Origin of the sequence: Prevotella sp. TCVGH, from assembly GCF_023522295.1 — a bacterium.
Classification (GTDB): domain Bacteria; phylum Bacteroidota; class Bacteroidia; order Bacteroidales; family Bacteroidaceae; genus Prevotella; species Prevotella timonensis.
Map to the genome: position 1 here is coordinate 1 of NZ_QFFX01000050.1, position 19,820 is coordinate 19,820.

At 41.2% G+C, this 19,820-nt stretch carries 17 protein-coding genes and 1 tRNA gene; 3 read left to right on the forward strand and 15 right to left on the reverse strand.

Annotated elements, in window-relative coordinates; genetic code table 11:
- Positions 1–180: 180 nt before the first annotated feature.
- The 8 genes from DEM91_RS09335 to DEM91_RS09370 all read right to left on the reverse strand — a co-directional run bounded on the left by DEM91_RS09335 (position 181) and on the right by DEM91_RS09370 (position 11,001).
- Positions 181–1,431, reverse strand: coding sequence for a phosphoglycerate kinase (locus tag DEM91_RS09335; protein WP_102188011.1), 1,251 nt, complete (start codon positions 1,429–1,431; stop codon positions 181–183).
- A gap of 760 nt (positions 1,432–2,191) precedes the next feature.
- A complete protein-coding gene (locus tag DEM91_RS09340) occupies positions 2,192–3,046 on the reverse strand; it encodes an N-acetylmuramoyl-L-alanine amidase-like domain-containing protein (protein WP_249858740.1) in 855 nt (284 codons plus the stop codon).
- Between the two features lies 1 nt (position 3,047).
- Positions 3,048–4,139, reverse strand: a complete 1,092-nt coding sequence (locus DEM91_RS09345; RefSeq protein WP_249858741.1) for a DUF4421 domain-containing protein — start codon at positions 4,137–4,139, stop codon at positions 3,048–3,050.
- Positions 4,140–4,159: 20 nt separating this feature from the next.
- Complete coding sequence (locus DEM91_RS09350) at positions 4,160–5,143, reverse strand: Gfo/Idh/MocA family protein (protein ID WP_249858743.1); 984 nt, start codon at positions 5,141–5,143, stop codon at positions 4,160–4,162.
- Positions 5,144–5,146: 3 nt separating this feature from the next.
- Complete coding sequence (locus DEM91_RS09355) at positions 5,147–6,448, reverse strand: NCS2 family permease (protein WP_249858745.1); 1,302 nt, start codon at positions 6,446–6,448, stop codon at positions 5,147–5,149.
- Between the two features lie 23 nt (positions 6,449–6,471).
- Positions 6,472–7,257 (reverse strand): NAD(+) diphosphatase, encoded by a 786-nt coding sequence (gene nudC, locus DEM91_RS09360; protein ID WP_249858747.1) that lies wholly within the window; start codon positions 7,255–7,257, stop codon positions 6,472–6,474.
- On the reverse strand, positions 7,254–9,038 hold the full coding sequence (locus tag DEM91_RS09365) for a bifunctional metallophosphatase/5'-nucleotidase (protein ID WP_249858749.1): 1,785 nt from the start codon (positions 9,036–9,038) through the stop codon (positions 7,254–7,256). Before DEM91_RS09365 ends, nudC begins: the two co-directional genes overlap by 4 nt.
- 211 nt (positions 9,039–9,249) lie before the next feature.
- On the reverse strand, positions 9,250–11,001 hold the full coding sequence (locus DEM91_RS09370) for a phospho-sugar mutase (protein ID WP_249858750.1): 1,752 nt from the start codon (positions 10,999–11,001) through the stop codon (positions 9,250–9,252).
- 151 nt (positions 11,002–11,152) lie between these two features.
- Between DEM91_RS09370 and DEM91_RS09375 the strand changes: the two genes are divergently transcribed.
- Positions 11,153–11,470: a DUF4491 family protein gene (locus tag DEM91_RS09375; protein ID WP_249858751.1), complete on the forward strand. Its 318-nt coding sequence runs from the start codon at positions 11,153–11,155 to the stop codon at positions 11,468–11,470.
- A gap of 81 nt (positions 11,471–11,551) precedes the next feature.
- Positions 11,552–12,022, forward strand: a complete 471-nt coding sequence (gene rlmH, locus DEM91_RS09380; RefSeq protein ID WP_249858752.1) for a 23S rRNA (pseudouridine(1915)-N(3))-methyltransferase RlmH — start codon at positions 11,552–11,554, stop codon at positions 12,020–12,022.
- Between the two features lie 226 nt (positions 12,023–12,248).
- Here rlmH and DEM91_RS09385 read toward each other — a convergent pair whose 3' ends face one another.
- Both DEM91_RS09385 and yihA read right to left on the reverse strand, forming a co-directional pair.
- Positions 12,249–14,024: an ABC-F family ATP-binding cassette domain-containing protein gene (locus DEM91_RS09385; RefSeq protein ID WP_249858753.1), complete on the reverse strand. Its 1,776-nt coding sequence runs from the start codon at positions 14,022–14,024 to the stop codon at positions 12,249–12,251.
- A 2-nt stretch (positions 14,025–14,026) separates the two neighbouring features.
- Positions 14,027–14,626 carry a ribosome biogenesis GTP-binding protein YihA/YsxC gene (gene yihA / locus DEM91_RS09390; RefSeq protein ID WP_249858754.1) on the reverse strand — a complete coding sequence of 200 codons (600 nt, stop codon included), beginning with the start codon at positions 14,624–14,626 and terminating at the stop codon, positions 14,027–14,029.
- A 419-nt stretch (positions 14,627–15,045) separates the two neighbouring features.
- Between yihA and DEM91_RS09395 the strand changes: the two genes are divergently transcribed.
- Entirely contained in the window at positions 15,046–16,083 is a 1,038-nt protein-coding gene (locus DEM91_RS09395) for an esterase-like activity of phytase family protein (RefSeq protein WP_249858755.1), read from the forward strand.
- A gap of 96 nt (positions 16,084–16,179) precedes the next feature.
- Here the strand turns inward: DEM91_RS09395 and DEM91_RS09400 are convergent.
- The 5 genes from DEM91_RS09400 to pyrB form a co-directional block, all read right to left on the reverse strand.
- A tRNA-Cys gene (locus DEM91_RS09400) sits at positions 16,180–16,250 on the reverse strand.
- A 61-nt stretch (positions 16,251–16,311) separates the two neighbouring features.
- On the reverse strand, positions 16,312–16,506 hold the full coding sequence (locus tag DEM91_RS09405; protein WP_249858756.1) for a FeoB-associated Cys-rich membrane protein: 195 nt from the start codon (positions 16,504–16,506) through the stop codon (positions 16,312–16,314).
- Between the two features lie 118 nt (positions 16,507–16,624).
- Entirely contained in the window at positions 16,625–17,905 is a 1,281-nt protein-coding gene (gene glyA, locus DEM91_RS09410; protein ID WP_249858757.1) for a serine hydroxymethyltransferase, read from the reverse strand.
- A gap of 117 nt (positions 17,906–18,022) precedes the next feature.
- Positions 18,023–18,478: an aspartate carbamoyltransferase regulatory subunit gene (gene pyrI, locus DEM91_RS09415; protein ID WP_008121806.1), complete on the reverse strand. Its 456-nt coding sequence runs from the start codon at positions 18,476–18,478 to the stop codon at positions 18,023–18,025.
- Positions 18,479–18,506: 28 nt separating this feature from the next.
- Positions 18,507–19,454, reverse strand: a complete 948-nt coding sequence (pyrB, locus tag DEM91_RS09420) for an aspartate carbamoyltransferase (RefSeq protein WP_103003366.1) — start codon at positions 19,452–19,454, stop codon at positions 18,507–18,509.
- Positions 19,455–19,820: the final 366 nt, after the last annotated feature.

Genomic DNA, 19,820 nt, shown 5'->3' on the forward strand with positions numbered 1-19,820 from the left:
AGTAAGATTGTCAAAGAACTCATTGGCTGGCAGCCTAAGGCTGCGTAGCTATATACTCAAATTTTAACGAACTATTGAATGGATAGAACCTCCCTAAAAATAAAAGCGCATTCAACTAAAAGATGAATGCGCAAATATTTGTGTTACGATGTTCAAAGTGTAAAATACACTTCAAACTTATTAGCCCTTGATGGCAGCTACACCTGGAAGTGTTTTCCCTTCGATTGCCTCAAGCATAGCTCCACCACCAGTAGATACATAAGAAACCTTATCGGCTAATCCGAACTTATTCACAGCAGCTACTGAGTCGCCACCACCTACTAATGAGAAAGCCCCATTGTCTTGGGTTGCTTGTGCTACATACTTAGCTATTTCTCCTGTACCGTGTGCAAAGTTTTCTAATTCAAATACACCTACAGGACCATTCCAAAGGATTGTCTTTGATTTCAAGATAATATCTTTCCATATCTTCAAGCTTTCTTCCGATGCGTCCATACCTTCCCATTCGTCTGGAATCTCATTGATAGGGAACACTTTTCGCTCAGTATCGTTAGAAAAATCTTTTCCGCACACTGTTGCAACCGACAAAGAAAGATTAACACCCTTCTCTTTGGCAGCTTTCATTACATTCAATGCCTCTGGCATCAGGTCGTCTTCGTGTAGTGATTTGCCAATCTTTCCACCTTGTGCCTTGATGAACGTGTAGCCCATTCCGCCACCGATAATCAAGTTGTCTACCTTGTCGAGCAAGTTCTTTATCACACCTAACTTAGAACTTACCTTGCTACCACCAATAATAGCGGTGAATGGATGTTGTGCATTCTTCAACACACTGTCAATTGCTGACACTTCTTTCTCCATCAAGTAGCCTAACATCTTGCTGTCTTTATCAAAATAATCGGCTATTACAGCAGTAGAGGCGTGTTTGCGATGAGCTGTTCCAAAGGCATCGTTTACATAAACATCGGCATATGAAGCCAATTTTTTAGCAAAGTCAGCCTGACGAGTTTTCATCTCACTTTTCGCAACATCATATTCTGGTGTGCCTTTTTCAACACCTACAGGCTTGCCTTCTTCTTCAGCATAAAAGCGCAGATTCTCTAAAAGTAATGCTTCTCCCATTTGCAAGCTGGCTGCTTCTTTTTCAGCATTTGCACAGTCTTTGGCAAACTTCACATCAACACCTAATGCTTTTGACACATTTTTCACAATTTGTTCGAGCGACAATTCTGGCTTTACTTTTCCTTTAGGTTTGCCCATGTGGCTCATCATAATCACAGCACCACCATCCTTCAATATCTTTTTAAGGGTTGGCAGTGCACCGCGAATACGAGTATCGTCGGTCACTTCTCCTTTGTCATTCAAAGGAACATTAAAGTCTACGCGTACAATGGCTTTCTTGCCAGCGAAATTAAATTGATCAATTGTCATTTTTTAATATTCTTTTTATGAGTAATTATTTATCTGTTCTTGATGACAAAGTTACAAAAAAATGATGTGAATGCTGACATTATTTCTAAGTTTTTCTGTAGAATTATTCTTCAGGCAACTGTCTTTTTATTGAAGTAAGAGGATTTATGTCGAAAAACACTCTTTTTTCTTTTGTTTCTACAACAATGCTAACGCTATGAAACTTCCTGCTGCTACTTGGGTAAGGCAGAAGTTGTTTTTGTCCTATTATTTTACCAAAAAACGACCATCTAAAATCTTCAAAATAGAAAATTTTAATAGGCAAACGCACAACAAAAATGCACTGATTTTCACAAAATAGCCGTCTTTTCAAGTCAGAATATTGATTTAACGCTCTTGGAAACACGCTTTAAGGGTGTTATTCACATGCCTCAGCAGCCTTAAAGCATGCAAATAGCGAGCTTATCTCAATGCTTCAATCGCCAAAAAGTGGTAAAAATAGGCAAGTAAAGAGATGTCGTAAACGTAACTTGTTTAATAACAATCGATTATAAACCTCGCTCATTTTTGGCGTATTTGCGACCAACTTTGAAGTTGGTGATTTACATGCGAGTTTTAAGAGGCTCTTTGTAAAGAAAATTCAGCATTAATTATCCTTCAAAACAAAGTAGCATCCATTCTACAAACGCTGCTTTTGGAGTATTTTTCGGAGTTGAAATTTCCTTCTTCAATGAAAGCGAAACGCTCTTCTGACAACAAAGATAATAAGCCGACTCTTCAATTACATGCCATTGCATCTTACCGCACGAATGCCAATTTGTGTACGTTGACCTTGCATGTATTGGTACAGCGTTTTAGGTTCTTCTACCACTTTTCCACGAATGGACGAGGCGTTAAGCAGGTGCAAACCATCGCTATGCCACACAGCAATGCCCACATGACTGGTGTCTAAACCTTTTTTACGGGTGAGCATGGCTATGATGTCGCCATCGTGAATCGCAGAGCGAAGGAGCGGTGTGTTGAGAATACTGTCTTTGGGTATGTAAAGATAAGATTTTCCAGATACTTGTTTTTCCATCTCTCGAATGGCTTTCTTTACCTCTGGTCGGTGGTGCATCATGGGATATAAATGCGTATTTGATGTCATGAAATGCAGATTGACAAACTGTTTGGCAGTAAATGGCGGTTGGTTGACCGCTACCGGACGTACATAACCCATACGAACGTTGTCTACTATCCATTCTGTAAAGTAGTGTAGGCGTTTGCCATAAGACACTTCACCGTTGTGATAACGAATCAGTCGCAGATAGGTACAAAAATTGGTAAAACGTGTTTGCTTGTTTTTGTGGCACAAGTACAGTGCCAATACGTTTTCAACGTAAGTGGTACAATCCAGTTCTCGGGTGTTGATAATCAGTTCTTCGGTGCTGTTTACCTCCAAAGTTTTTGCTACATAGGGAATGCCTTTCAGTAGTCGGGCAAAATATAACATCATGTTTTGGTTCTCTTTTTGTTGGGAACCTTGTTTCAACCATTGCTCAATTTTTATACTGTCATTGGGCTGATACTGAACGTCTTGCGCCTTAACGGTTATACTAAAACTGAGAAGTAAAATATAAATAAATTGTCGTTTCATATTATTGTTTTTTATATCGTCCAAAGTTAAATCCTACATAGATATTGAGATTGCCAAACAGTGTGTTGCTGGTTAGCTGCTGCCTATTGAAGCGATAATAGTGAATAATAGCACTCGTGCCTGCATACCATTTCGTATTGTTCCACACCAATCCGAATCTTCCTAATGCGTCGACATTTAATTTGCCCACATGGTAAGCAGCAGACCATTTATTGTCTTGTTGGATATCACCATCACTCTGCTTGTATCCTAAAGCTGCCGAGAGTGACGAGGCGAGTAGCCAATTATGAGCAAACACCCAATTGTAGCCATATCCAGCCGAGACAGAGAAGTCGGTATAACGATAGTCGCCAAAGACAACGTGTGGTTCGTTAGCTGTAAGATGGTTCGAAGGAAACTGTATCTTTTCTTTAACCATTCGGTTGAGTTCGCCAATGTCAATGCTTGTTTGGTGTCGGGTGTAGCCAATGCCAGCCAAAAACGACCCCGCACTCTTGCGCTGCACCGTAGATTGACTGAATGCAGCAGGGTAGGAGAACCGCTTATTATTAAAGATGTAATACAGGTTGAAGCCTTTGATGCTCGATTGAAATCCGTTGAAAGGCAAATCTTCTAAAACTTTGGTATCGGTGTGATGATTGATGAATAGGTTTCGTATGTAGTAATGGTTTCCCATTTTCCGATAAAACAAGTCGATACCTATTCGCGAGGAGTACAGACTCAAGTCAATTTCGGTGCGGTCTTTATTCTCATTAAAGTTTTTCAAATCCACGGTATAACCCAAGAATATCCATTGATAGCCCACAAAGGGTCCCACCTTTACACTGGGCGATGGCGCCAAAGTAATGGTTTGTCCTTCGTTGTTCTCCAGTCGGTATTTTTCATAAGTATTGGTGTTTTGCAACATCATCGTGAATTTATAGTGTTGTGGTTCCACATAATTCGTATCCACAGCGGTAAAACTCTCTATGATTTTACCAGCTTGTTGTTTTATCTGCTGCCAAAAACCTTTGCGTTCAGGAATGGTATCTGCATTCAGCGATACCGATTGCATTATCAATAGTACTATAAACGAGACTTTGAAAACCTTCATTCTTTAACGGATTTCTATACTTATAATTTGCCTAAGATGCGATCCATGACCCAGTTGACAGGCGTTGCACTCACACAGGTGCAGGTACAGGAGCCAATGCCTTGCAAATCTTCAATAACAGATTTAATGATAGGTAGTTGGACATACGATGGATTGGGAACCGTGATATTGGTAATGCCTTCGGAGGTAATCAGTTGGATAGGGTCGTAATTGTACACTGAAAAGGACAACGACCCCTTTACTCCTATCACATCTATTCTATCTTCTTTGGCACTTTGATGTCCCACAAAGCACCAAGAGCCACTGCCAGGGAGTCCGTTTTCAAAGCAAAAACAAGCACTAATCGTGTCTTCTGCATCATATAAGTGGGCACGATTGGCGACATATCCATGCGCACGAGTAATCACACCAAAATATTCTTGTAGTAGATCGAGCTGATGAGGTGCTAAATCATAGAAGTAACCTCCACCAGCAATGTCTGGTTGCAGACGCCAAGGGCGGTGCTGTCCATCGTAGAGGTCCAAGTCACGAGGTGGAACCGAGAATCGAACTTGTACGTTGGTAATCGTACCAATGGTACCATTCTTTATAATATCCTTTACTTTTTGAAAGTAAGGTAGGTATCGACGATAATAAGCAACGAAACAAGGAATGCCCGTCTGTTCGCTCACTCGGTTGATGCGTGCGCAGTCTTCGTAGCTGGCAGCCAATGGCTTCTCTACGTAAACGGGCTTACCTGCTTTCATTGCCATAATGGCATAAGTGGCGTGACTGGAAGGGGGTGTCGCAATATAGATGGCATTGATCTTCGGGTCGTTGATGAGTTGAAGTGCATCTGTATACCATTTTTTGATATGATGACGTTCGGCATAATCCCTTGCCTTATCCGCATTACGACTGTAAACCGCTTCTACATGCGATCCTTCTACGGCATTGAATGCTGGTCCCGATTTTAGTTCGGTGACTTCTCCACATCCGATAAATCCCCAACTGATATGTATCATAAGTTAGCTGACGATAAAATTGATAACAAATAAAATACCTAAAACCACTAACGTGACGTTCAAATCACGCCAGCGACCAACGCACATCTTTAGAATAACATAACTGAGCATACCCAAACATATTCCATCGGCTATAGAATAGCATAACACCATGGTAATCATGGTAATAAAAGCAGGGAAGGCTTCGCTCACATCATTGAGGTCTAACTTCTTTACCGAGTCTAACATTAGCACACCTACGAGTACCAAAGCACCACTGGTGGCAGCGCCGGGTATGAGAAGAAAGATAGGAGAGAGAAACAATGATAGCAGAAAGAGAAGTCCAACAAATGCTGATGTAACTCCACTTCGACCTCCCTCGGCAATGCCTGAAGCACTCTCTATATAGGTTGTAATGGTGGAAGAACCCAACATTGCGCCACATGTTGTGCCAATGGCGTCGCTCATCATTGCCTCTTTCACTCGAGGAATAGTTCCGTCATCCTGCACAATGCCCGTTTTTTCTGAAAGTCCAACAAGCGTTCCTATCGTATCAAATATGTTGACGATGAGCAAGGAGAAGACAACCAACAGTGTCTTGATGTTGAGTAGGTCGTTAAAATCGAATTGACAAAGGGTAGGGCGGATGTCTTGTGGAGCCGAAACTGGTAACCAACCTTCGGGCAGTATGGTGACACCTAAGGGGATGCCGATAAGCGTGGTTGCAATAATGCCATAAAAGAGTGAACCTTTCACATTGCGTGCCATAAGGATTCCGCTTAATAGAATGGCGATGATACCTAAGATGGATTCGTGTGTAAACGCTCCTAATCCCACAAAAGTGCCCTCCTTTGCTACGATGATTCCTGCATTTTTCAGTCCTATAAAGGCGATGAACATGCCGATACCTGCTGAAATGGCGTAACGAAGATTCTTCGGAATGCTGTCTAAGATGAGCTCTCGAACGTTGAAGAAGGTAATGAGGATGAAGACAACACCTTCTATCAGCATAATAGCCAATGACTGTTGCCAGGTGTACCCCATGGCTTGACAAAGCGTGTAGGCGAAAAAAGCGTTGAGACCCATACTGGGAGCTTGCGCAAATGGCAACTTTGCCATGAAAGCCAATAGCAACGTAGAGATGGCTGCAGCCAATGCGGTGGCAGTGAACAATGCTCCTTTGTCCATGCCCGTACTTGAGAGGATGCTTGGATTGACGGCTAAGATGTAACTCATGGTCAAGAATGTGGTAGCTCCTGCTATGAGTTCGGTTCTCATCTTCATGGTCTTTGGATCGAATCCCAAAAATCTAGTAATCAATTCCATAATGATAATAGGTTATTATATAATTATTTTTCATTGATAGATTCGTTGAGCCAATGATCTATCAGCTTGCGTGCAATGGATAATTTCTCGGGTATTTGCGGAAGATTATCTTTGGTGAACCAGCCGCCTTTGCTTAGTTCTGTGGTTTGCAGACTTAACTCACCACTTGCATAGTCGGCTGTAAAACCAACCATCAGGCCAGATGGAAAAGGCCAGGGCTGCGAGCTGAAGTACTTGAGGTGATGAATGGTGAGACCTGTCTCTTCGAAGACTTCACGATGAACAGCTTCCTCTAACGTTTCGCCTGTTTCTACAAATCCTGCTACCAGTCCGTAGAAGTCGGTTTTGAAGTTCTTGGCATGCACCAAAAGAACCTCATCACCTTTCTTAATCAATACTATCACGGCAGTTGCCAGTTGTGGCCAAACCTCTTTTCCACACTGTGTGCAACGCTTGGAAATATGAGTGTGCATCTGCATGGGAGCTCCACATACTCCGCAATATTTGGTGTTGTAGTCCCAATACAACAACTCTTGACATTTACCTGCCATTAAATAAAGGTCATGGGGAAGTTTATAAAAAGAAGCCCGAAGCCCACACATCTCATATTTTGGGTTGTTAGCGATGGGGGAATCCATGCGTAGAGCCTTGACAGACGTGCCATCTATCAAGGTTGTAATATCCATGATGTGCGTCCATGGCTTACAAGTCACAGGGCAAGTCTCTTCTAATGGAATGGTGTACTGTCCGTTTGGTAGTTTCTCAAGCAGTACATCTGTTTTACAAAATATAAAGTAGTAAGCGTTCATTTTTCATTATCTTCGTCTCTCTTTGGTTGTCCAAAGAGGAGAGTCTTGTCGCGCTGAATGGCAGGTTGTGTCCATTTTTCAGGAACAAACTTCCAATTATTGTTGGCTTGTGGGTCCATTTCGCCACTTTCCTCTATCCATTTCATGAGATAGTAACGCTGGTCGTGTTGGGTTTCAACAAGAATACGTTTTGGAATTTCGGCAAGTGGAATTCCTGCTCCACGAGTTAAAAGTTCTCCACCTCCATTGCCACGATAACTGTTCATCGCCACTTTGTACGTTTTATGAAGGTCGAAAGGCTCACCATTGCTCATTTTTAAGATGTTGACTTTGTTGCCATTGGGCTTCGTTACATCAACTTCGTAATCAATCCCAGCCGCACTGTCAAAATTAAATGCGAGGTTCTTAAACCCATAGCGTTGTTGATCGGCTTTGGCTCTATTATCTATGAGCATGATATGGTCTTCGGCTGACGTCATTGTATTGACCCACAAATCATAACTCATCTCCAAATAATTCTTGATTTCTTGCCCAGTCATTTTGAGTACATAGATTTGATTTTCGTATTTGTACAGATTGAATAAATCACTGACATATACAGGACCCGCTTTTATCTGTGCATCAAAGGCAAGGGGAGCGTTGAATGAAAGGTCGGCACCTGTCACTCTGAGCTGCAAATTGTGAATGAGATCGGTGAATGGAGCACTGCCAAAGTAACTGTCTCGACTATAAATGGTGCGCTTAAATGCCCCTATTTGTCGAGTAACAAAGGCTTTTACCGAGTCAATCTCACTTTGGAAGTGTTCTATATAGGCTTGGTTAATGGGCTGTTGACGAATGTCTACGAGTTTCCCTGATACTTGTTTGTTCAGTACACGTTTGTGATGCTTGGCTGAGGGAGCGGAGTTGTCAAGCGTTATCTCAATTTCTGCATCCGCAACCATGCGCGCATTGTTGGCAGGATTGAGACAGACGACCTTTTTCCCTTCCACATTTTCAATGACGCTGCTATGTGCTGTGTGGTCATGCCCAAAGAGAATGAGGTCAAACCCTGCTACTTCTTTGGCAATGCGCAATGACGCATTCTCTTCATAAGTATCGGTGATGATGCCTCCCTCTTTTCCCGAATGGAACAAACCAATGATAATATCGGGCTTTTCGTTCTTCTTTAATTCTGCTATCCAATATCGAGCGGACTCCACCATTGAATCAAATCGCAGATTACTCCATAATTTTTCATTCAACCAGTTGGGTATCGCAGGCGTGAGAAGACCAAGAATAGCTACCTTTACTCCTTCTCTTTCTACGATCGTGTATGGATGCAGATAGGGCTTACCTGTACGTGTATCAATGACATTCGCTCCGAGTATGGGGCATTTCACTTCACTTATCCATTTGTCGTACACGTTGTGACCAGTCTCAATATCGTGATTTCCAACTGTTTGTGCATCGTATTTCATGTAGTTAATCACCGAGGCTGCCACATTTGGTAAAGCTGATTTCACATAATTATAATAGTAGCAGATGGGCTGTCCTTGAAGAATATCACCATTGTCGAGCAAGAGTAGATTTTTTCCATAATGATTTCTGAGCGAGTCGACGTATGAGATAACACGCGCCATGCTACCACTCTTCGGCTTTCGATTGATAAAATCGTAGGGAAAGAAACTACCATGCACGTCACTGGTTTGAATAACACGCAGGTGAATTGTTTTATGATTTGCCATGCTCATCGTACTCATACAGAGGGCGATGATGCACCCCGTAATGATTTTCTTCATGATTATTGATTTATCTTGCAAAGTTAGCAAAAAATTGAGGAACAAAAAAAGATAGCGAAGCTTTTGTCTATAACCCAGCTAACTTATGAGATAGTATCGCTTGCAAGCATTCCCACTTGCCTTGTCTATTTGTTGAAAATCTACGAGAAGAGGTAGTTGCTTGAACAATTGCATTAAAAATGCTCTCACGAGGAGAGCATTTTTAATTGATTTACGCATCTAAGTGAAGGCTTTTCTTGATGGCTTTCACCTTTTGGTCGGCTTCAGCGTCACATTGATTATAATCGGCGGCACTCTTCATAGTGCCTTTCACTTCGAGATAGAATTTAATCTTTGGCTCTGTACCCGAAGGTCTAACGCTTACCTTGGTATCATCATCGCAGAACCACTGGAGCACATTGCTGGTATCTGGCATGTCCAATTTAGTAATGTGATTATTGATATCTCTTGCTTCCAAAGTCTGATAGTCTTTCCACAGAACTACTTTCGAGCCACCCAATTCTTTAGGTGGGTCGCTTCTGAATTGTTCCATCATGGCTTTGATTTCATCTGCACCCGTCTTTCCAGGACGTACCACGTTGATAGTTGTTTCCTTAGAATAGCCATATTCCAAATAGATATCCATCAAGAGGTCATAAAGTGTCTTGCCTTGGTCTTTGGCATAGGCACAGATTTCAGCCAATAAGCACATTGCACTTACAGCATCTTTATCACGTACAAAGTCGGCAGCCATGAATCCATAGCTTTCTTCACCGCCGCCAATGTATTTCTTTTTGCCTTCTGCAATGCGAATTTCACGAGCAATCCACTTAAACCCAGTATAGCAATCACACATTTCTATATGATTTTTTTCTGCTACCTTCTTTATCACTTCTGTGGTGACAATCGTTTTAACAATGAAGTCGGTTGGTTTGAGCAGACCCATATTCTTGCGATTAGTGATGATATAATACAAGAAGATGAGGCAGGTTTGATTACCGTTAATGAGTATCCATTCGCCTTTGTCGTTCTTGCATGCCATTCCAACACGGTCGGCATCGGGGTCGCTTGCCATTACAATGTCTGCATCCAACGCTTTTGCGTCACGCAAAGCCAAGGTCAAAGCCTCTCCATTTTCGGGGTTGGGCGATACCACTGTAGGGAAATTGCCGTCTTTTACCATTTGTTCTTTCACGCAGTGTACATTGTCAAATCCCCAATACTTCAGCGAACGAGGAATCATAGTCATACCAGTACCGTGCAAAGGAGTGTAGACAATCTTTAAGTCGTGTTGGCGTTTGATGACTTCAGGGTCAATACTTACAGTTTTTACGGCATCCAAATAGGCTTGATCTATATCTTCGCCAATGATTTGAATAAGTGCTTTATTTCCTTGAAACTTAACGTCTTCAACGTTCACCTTATTCACTTCTTCGATAATTCCCATATCGTGAGGTGCCAATACCTGTGCACCGTCTTCCCAATAGGCTTTATAGCCGTTGTATTCTTTAGGGTTGTGGCTGGCTGTGATATTAACACCGCCTTGGCAACCCAAGTGGCGAATGGCGAAAGAACACTCGGGGGTAGGGCGCATTTCATCGAACAGATAAGCCTTGATGCCGTTGGCAGAGAAGATGTCTGCAACAGTTTCTGCAAATTTCCTACTGTTATTGCGACAATCATGACATACCACTACAGCGATGTCTGTACGGTCTTTGAAGTTTTTCTTTAGATAATTTGCAAATCCTTGTGTTGCCATACCTACAGTGTAGATATTCATACGGTTGCTACCTGCGCCCATAATGCCACGCAATCCACCAGTTCCAAACTCTAAATCTTTATAGAAAGATTCTATCAACTCTGTTTTATCCTCGGCTTCCAGTTGAGCTTTCACTTCGCGTTGAGTTTCTTCGTCAAAGGCAGGAGATAACCATTGTTTTGCTTTTGCCTCGCATTGAGCGATTAGTTCTGTGTTGTTTGCCATATTATTTTCTTTTTAATTGTTACTTTTAAGAGCAAAGATAATAATTAAAAACGAGAAATTTAGAACCTTAGGGATATTTTTTGTACTTTTGCAACATTATGGCAATTTAGAAAGTATCATTCAACTTCATTTGCTTAAATAAATATAACTCATGTTTTACAAAGGAATCATTATTGCGGTTTCTACCTTTTTAATTATAGGTATTTTTCATCCAATCGTCATCAAGACAGAATATCGATGGGGAACGCGTCCATGGTTGATATTCTTATTGTTAGGTATCGCCTTCATCGTAGCCTCGCTTTTTATAGAAGAAGTGCTGTGGTCGTCCTTGTTGGGCGTATTAGGAGCATCTTCGTTGTGGACCATTGGAGAGCTCTTTGAGCAAAAGAAGCGGGTAGAGAAGGGGTGGTTTCCGATGAATCCAAAGCGTAAAAACGAATATCAACCTATCCAATCGACGAAAGAGTAACGACTGCGAGGTCTCTTATTTGTTGAAATCAGGCGCTTTCGGTGCTTGATATTGCACTGGCAGAAATAATCTTGAGAGGGTATGAAAGTAGAATTGTTGCTGATTGGTAAAACCGTGAATCGACATTTTGTGGCTGGCATAGAAGACTATGTGAGCAGGATTAATCATTACCTCCCATTGACAGTGACGGTGATTCCAGAACTGAAAAATAACAAAAAGATGACCGAGAGCCAGCAAAAAACGCTCGAAGGACAGCTGATTCTAAAAAAGATAATGCCTTCAGATACCGTTGTCCTACTTGATGAACATGGGAAAGAATTGCGAAGTGTTGAACTGGCAGCATGGTTGGAGAAGAAGCAGAGCAACACTCGTCAAATAGTCTTTGTCATCGGAGGACCGTATGGATTTGCGCCAGAGGTATATGAGCGAGCTGATGAGCAATTGTCATTGTCCCGTTTGACATTCTCACATCAAATGGTAAGACTTATTTTTACGGAACAACTTTATAGGGCTTGTACTATTATAAAAGGTGAACCTTATCACCACGAATAATAGATAGGCGGCATGAGAAATATTAAGAAAGCATGAACCCCAACGCCTTTAGGCGGTTCTAATGACCGTTATCCTTGCGAAGATGTTTGCTCTTCCATAAGAAACCAAACGAAGACAATCATGCTCTTATACATCTCAAGCTGCTTATACTGTGGTAATTTTTTACGACCAGCTATGCACCAATGGGCTTCTGCGTCAATGCCAAGATTGCTATCCATTGACAGTTCTATCCCAATTCGGACAACTCGAGCCAGCGCATACTCTTATCATCGAGTTCTTTCTTTAGCTTGGGCAGCAAAATACTCTTGTCTGTAAGCTCTTCAATGGATAAACTGCCGCTGCATAATTCGGCTTCCAAGTTGCTTATTTCTGTCTCTAATTTTGCAATTTCGCTTTCCAAAGTTTCAAATTCACGCTTCTCTTTGTAAGACATCTTCTTTTTCTCATCACTCCGATAGCTCCTGAGAGGTGTCTTCTCTCTTTTCTCCTCCTTGCTTGTATCGGCGGGTTGTAAGCTGTCCCACTCTCTAAATTGGGTGTAATTTCCCGGAAAATCTTGTATCTCTCCTTCTCCTTTGAATACTAATATGTGGTCTACCACTTTGTCCATGAAATACCTGTCGTGGCTAATGATAATAACACAACCCGGAAAGTTTTGAAGATATTCTTCCAAAATTTGCAAAGTTGGTATGTCCAAGTCATTTGTTGGCTCATCGAGTATCAAGAAGTTGGGGTTTTGCATCAATACCGTACACAAGTACAATTTCCTCAATTCGCCCCCACTTAGTTTGTAAACATAGCTGTGTTGTTGCTCTGGAGTGAAGAGGAAATATTGCAGAAATTGCGTTGCACTCATCGTTTTTCCGCCTCCAAGACGAATGTGATCAGCAATATCTGTCACCACATCAATCACTTTTTGCTGTTGGTCAAAAGCCAAACCCTCCTGTGAAAAATAACCAAAGCGAACGGTTTCTCCGATGTCGAATTTACCAGAGTCGGGCTCTACAAGTCCCATAAGCATCTTGATAAAGGTCGTTTTGCCTGTTCCGTTGTTACCAATGATGCCGAGTTTTTCAAATCTTGCGAAGTTATAGTAAAAGTCTTTCAAGATAATCTTGTTGTCGTAGGCCTTCGACACATATTGACACTCAAAGATTTTAGAACCGATATAGACATTATTTGCTTTGAGTCTTAGCTGTCTTTCTTCCACTTTTTGCTTGGCTTTCCGTTCTAATTCATAGAAAGCCTCTTCTCTGTATTTGGCTTTATGCCCTCTGGCTTGTGGCATGCGGCGCATCCATTCTAACTCTGTGCGATACAGATTGTTGGCTCGCATCACTTCACTGCGCATCTGGTCCATGCGCTCTTGTCTTTTCTCCAAATAATAACTGTAGTTGCCTCGATAGGTAAACATCTGCTGTTGGTCTAACTCCAAAATGCAATTACAAACCCTATCCAAGAAAAATCGGTCGTGAGTAACCATGAGCAACGTTTTGTTTCCACGCGATAAATAGCCTTCTAACCATTCTACCATCTGTAAATCTAAATGGTTGGTAGGCTCATCCAAGATGAAAAAGTCTGGTTCGGTTATCAAAACATTTGCCAATGCCACACGTTTTTGTTGACCTCCGCTGAGCTGTCCCATGGGTTGCTCCAAATCTTCTATTCTGAGTTGCGTCAATATTTGTTTGGCTTTTAGCACCTTCTCGGGTACTCCCTCATGATTGAAACAGGCATCAAGGACAGATTCTGTGGGGTCAAAAACAGATTTTTGTTGAAGGTATCCTATCTTCAAATCATTCTTGAAGATAATGCTTCCTTCGTCTTTCCCTTCCTTGCCTGTGATAACGGAAAGCAAAGTAGACTTACCTGTGCCATTTTTTGCTATTAAACCAATGCGTTGCCCTTCGGCTACCGAGAAAGAAATTTGATGGAACAGCAGCAAATCTCCAAACGATTTGGTCAGGTTCTGCACGTCCAAATAGGGTATTTGTGTCGCCATTCTTATCTTAATGATTGATTGATTTCATCGATATAATCGAGCAATTCTTGGCGTCCTGTTTTCTTTTCAGAACTCGTGATAAAGTACTTGGGCAGCTCTTCCCATACATCTTTGAGTTGGCTCATCCATTTGTCGACGTTCATTTTTGCTTTCACGGTGCCTAATTTGTCTGCTTTCGTGAAAACAATCGTAAATGGAATTTCATTTAAGCCAAGCCAGTCAATGAACTCACGGTCAATCTTTTGCTGTTCGTGTCTGACGTCTATGAGTACAAAAACATTCACCAATTGTTCTCTATGTAATAGATAAGTGGTGATGAGTTTTTGTATTTCTTCCTGCACTTTCTTTGAGCGTTTGGCATAACCGTAGCCAGGCAAATCTACCAAATACCAATCGTTGTTGATCAGAAAATGATTGATGAGTAGTGTCTTTCCCGGAGTGGATGATGTTTTTGCAAGTCCCTGATGATTGCATAACATGTTGATTAAACTTGATTTACCCACGTTTGACCGACCGATGAATGCGTATTCTATTCGTTGGTCGGTGGGACATTTCCCGAGATTTGGTGAAGACAAGACAAATTTTGCTTGAGTGATATCCATAAGATGAAGTATATTTGTTGCAAATTAAATAATGTATATTCTAAAAAGTAAATCTATTCAGCTTTCTATTACAGATTTTCGTGCGCTTTCTTACGTCACGATGAATGAGTTTTATTTTCTCTACAAAAATACAAAAATATACTGATTATTGTGCTTCATTTGATGACTTCCTTCTTGCTTCAATGAGGTGGTTTTATTAACCCATTATAATAAGGGGCTTATCTACATGACTTAATGCCCTTATCTACATGACTTAACGCCCTTAACTCATTGAGTTAATTTTACCGTTGTAACGTGTTTGTAATCAAGTATTTACAAACATCAAAAAGTACAAAATTTCATTTTCTGTATCACCTTTTGGGAAAGAAAGCAACACACAAATATGTAGGGTTCAAAAAAAATATAGTACTTTTGTGTTTATGAATAGATTTTGGTGTTTTTTACTCTTTTCGCTTAGCTGCATATCGTTGGCAGCTCAAGACAGTTTGCATGTTGTTCGTGTCAATGCTCAACGCAGTTTCCCACATGAAATTCCAGCTGGGAATTACAGTGGCATTACCTATTTAGGCAACGACTTGTATGCCATAGTAAGCGATAAGTCGCCAAATGACGGCTTTTTTATTTTTAAGATTAGTCTTGATTCCATTACAGGCGAGGTGCTGCGAGTAGAAAATCTCGGCTTTCGAGGGGATAGGGAGCAAGATGGAGACTTAGAGGCGATTACGTATGTGCCAACAACGAAAAAGCTTTATATTTCGAGAGAAACCGACAATACCATTCGGGAATATACCTTGGACGGAAAACTGAGTGATAGAAAAATTTTGGTTCCGTCAATTTATCAACGCGCCAGAGGAAATTATGGGCTTGAATCTTTGAACTTTAATCCTACGACACAGATGTTTTGGACTTGTAATGAAGGTACACTGAAGGGGGATGGGGAGCAAGCTACGTCTACCAATCGAGTGAAGAACCGACTGCGCTTACAATCTTTCTCTGCCGATTTTACGCCTTTGCATCAGTACGCTTATCAGATGGAGACACCCGAGGCAGACAAGCGTGCCTATCTCTATGGAATGGGAGTAGTAGAGGTGACAGGTCTCGATGATGGCAGTGTGCTGGTCATGGAACGCGAGTTTTACACACCAACTAAAAAGATGGGGGCATTCGTCAACAATAAGTTGTTTCGAGTAATGCCACAAGTAGCATTTGCCATTGATAACAATGACTCGCTAACGGCAGATAGTCCCTATTTACAGAAGCAATTGGTAGCCAGCTGGCGTACCACCTTAAAGTTGTTTCATCATGAAATTGCCAATTTTGAAGGGATGTGTTTAGGTCCTCAATTAGCCGACGGGTCACAAGTCTTAGTATTTGTTTCTGATTCTCAAAACCAAGCTGGCAGTGTCATGAAAGATTGGTTCAAGACATTGGTATTCAAGATGTCAAGTGAGAAGTAGGTAAGAAATATTTGTTTGGAAAACGATTCTGCTTGGGTATAAAACAAAAATCACAATCCTATCTGTAAAGAAAAGACTGTGATTTCGTCATCTTAGAGGTACCTGGCAGAGTCGAACTGCCCTACACGGTTTTGCAGACCGTTACCTAACCGATCGGCCAAGGTACCATTGTTAGATTTTTGCGAGTGCAAAGATAAGATAATTTATTGTTACTGCCAAACATTTATGTCACTTTTTCTGAAAGCATTGAGGTTTTTCATGTTTGGTAGCTTGTTTCTTTAGAATCTGGTCATGGAGTTCACAGCCCTTGCATCCATAGCATCTGTCTTTGCTGTGACGCAGTGCTAAATAGATGCGACGACAGGCATAACCCAATGCCAGAAGTATGATGATGAATATGACGATGTATTGTAGAACATCCATGATTTTTCGTTTTTACTTGAAGAAGAATTCTTACCATATACTGTTGATGCGAGTACATACAACAGCTATGGTAAGAATTTCTATGAATAGGGTAGTGGAATTGTGCTACCTACGACCGTTAGTAAGCAAAGAGTGGGAAACTCTTCATGGTCTCATTGACCTTATTTCTTACTTTTTCAATCACTGCCTCATCTTCAGGAGCATTCAATACCTCCTCAATAAGTTCAGCGACAAGTAGCATGATGTCCTCTTTAGCACCACGGGTGGTCATTGCAGCAGTTCCTAAACGGATACCGCTGGTTTGGAATGCGGAGCGTGTGTCAAATGGTACCATGTTCTTATTCACTGTGATATCGGCAGAAACGAGGGCATTCTCAGCCACTTTTCCTGTGAGGTCTGGATATTTCTGACGTAAGTCAACCAACATAGAGTGATTATCTGTACCACCGCTAACAATAGTAAATCCACGCTCTATCAAAGCAGAAGCCAAGACACTGGCATTCTTCTTGACTTGTTGTGCGTATTCTTTCCATTCTGGTCTCAAGTTCTCACCAAAGCCAACAGCCTTAGCTGCAATGACATGTTCAAGCGGTCCGCCTTGTATTCCTGGGAACACAGCACTGTTGAGCAGTTGAGACATCATCTTGAGTTGACCCTTTTTGGTGGTCTTGCCCCATGGATTTTCAAAGTCTTTTCCCATTAAAATAATACCTCCACGTGGTCCACGAAGGGTCTTGTGGGTGGTACTGGTGACGATATGCGCATATTTTACGGGATTATCCAACAAGCCAGCAGCTATCAAACCAGCTGGGTGAGCCATATCGACCATAAAGATGGCACCTACTTCGTCAGCGATTTGGCGCATACGCTTGTAGTCCCATTCGCGACTGTAAGCAGAACCTCCACCGACAATTAGTTTGGGTTTGTGTTCACGTGCCAATTGCTCCATCTCATCATAGTCTACTCGTCCAGTTTCTTTAGATAGATTGTAACCAATGGGGTGATATAATATTCCAGAGGTGTTCACACTACTTCCGTGTGACAGGTGCCCACCATGATCCAAGTTTAATCCCATGAAAGTATCACCGGGATTTAATACAGCAAGGAAAACAGCGGCATTTGCCTGTGCTCCAGAGTGAGGTTGTACGTTTGCAAACTCTGCTCCAAAAAGTTTCTTTACCCGATCTATGGCAATGTTTTCAACTTCGTCTACTACCTGACAGCCTCCATAATAGCGCTTAGCAGGTAATCCTTCAGCATACTTGTTGGTCAGATAAGACCCCATAGCTTGCATTACTTCATCACTTACAAAATTCTCTGAAGCGATAAGCTCCATTCCTTTGAGCTGACGCTGATGTTCTTTCTCAATGAGATCAAAGATTTTCACATCTTTTTCCATGTGTTTTTAGTTTTAAAGGTTGATATTAAATAAAATTAGAATTTAGATAGTTTGTATCTTATTTGTATGTCTATCTCTTTTGTAGAGGGTGTGATGAAGAGCGGTATTGTGTATCTTCTAACACAGTTCTACTTTATTGATATCTTGTTCTTTATCGCAGTAATGGCATTTTAATAGTCCGTTTTTCTTGTCTACAAAATGGAACACCGTTTCCATTGGCTCGTTGTTCGTGATACACTTGGGATTGTTACATTTTACGATGCCACGCAGTTCATCGGGTGTTTCTACCGTTTTCTTTTCTACCACCTCATAATCTTTGATGATGTTGAGTACTATTTTGGGAGCAACAACCGACAGTCTGCTAATTTCTTCGTCAGAGAAAAATTTATTGGAAACCTTGATAATCCCTTTTTTACCCACTTTTTTAGATACGAAATTGTTGCCAATCGTAACGGGAGTGTTAAGAGATTGGAGCTCTAACAAGTTCATAACCTGATATGTTTTATCTGCTGGAATATGGTCAATCACCGTTCCATTTTCGATGGCAGCTACCAAACGTTCTTTTTTGTTCATTTTCTCACGATTTATAAATTCACCGATATTACTCAATAATGGTTTTATCTTTTTTGATATCTTCAAGGGTAATGCCTAAACAATAACAGAAAATAGCCTCACGCGCAAAGAGTCCATTTTTTGCTTGTTGAATGTAATAAGCGTGCGGATTATCGTCCACGTCATACGCAATCTCATTGACACGCGGTAATGGGTGTAAGATTCGCATGTTCTCTTTGACGTTGCAAAGCATGTCATTGCGCAAAATATAAACATTCTTTACACGCTCATATTCCATTAGGTCTGAAAAACGTTCTTTCTGTACTCGAGTCATGTAGAGGATATCTGCATCGGCTAAGACTTTTTCATTGAATACAGTGTGTTCTTGGAATTTAATTCCATGTTCCTTGCAATATATCTTATACTCCATTGGCATCGCCAATTCTTTGGGCGCAATGAAATGAAAAGTAGGATTGAAGTGACGCATCGCCATGATGAGTGAATGTACAGTGCGTCCATATTTCAAATCTCCTACCAAATAAATATTTAGGTTTTCGAGCGTTCCTTGCGTCTTATAAATGGAATACACGTCAAGTAAGCATTGAGAAGGGTGCATATGAGCGCCATCGCCTGCATTGATAATGGGAACGGGGGCTATCTCACTGGCATATTGTGCTGCCCCTTCGATGTAATGGCGCATGGCAATAACATCAGCATAATTCGATACCATTAGGATGGTATCTTTGAGAGTTTCGCCTTTCGCCACGCTCGAAGCTTTGGCATCTGAAAAACCTATGACTCTGGCACCTAATCGATTGGCTGCCGTTTCAAAGCTAAGACGCGTTCGAGTAGACGGCTCATAGAACAGCGTTGCAACGACTTTGCCCTTAAGAAGTTCACGGTTTGGATGTTTCTCAAATTCCTCTGCCATAGAGAGAAGATACATCAAATCGTCTTTACTAAGATTGGCTATTGTTATAAAATGATGTTTTTGCATTTTTTATCCTACTTAATGTTCTCATTAGAATTGCCTGCTAAGGTAGTTATTAATTTTTATTTTTACGAGTTTATTCAAAGAAAAATTGTATTTTTGCATCAAATAATAAAGAAACTTTTGCAGAGTCGAAAAGACAAAGTTGCAATGAAGCATACTGAAAATGAAGTAAGAATGTTTCATTATACAAGTAAATATAATGATGAACCTTAGGTGCTTTGTTCACTGTCTCTACTGACGAACACCACGGAAAAACTCATTTATATTATTTGCAAAATACGAATACGTTCACGATAAGTTACTATGTTTGCAAAGGCTAACACACGGAGACAAGTCGGATGCCGCTCTTCGGAGGCTTCGCGCCTCCGG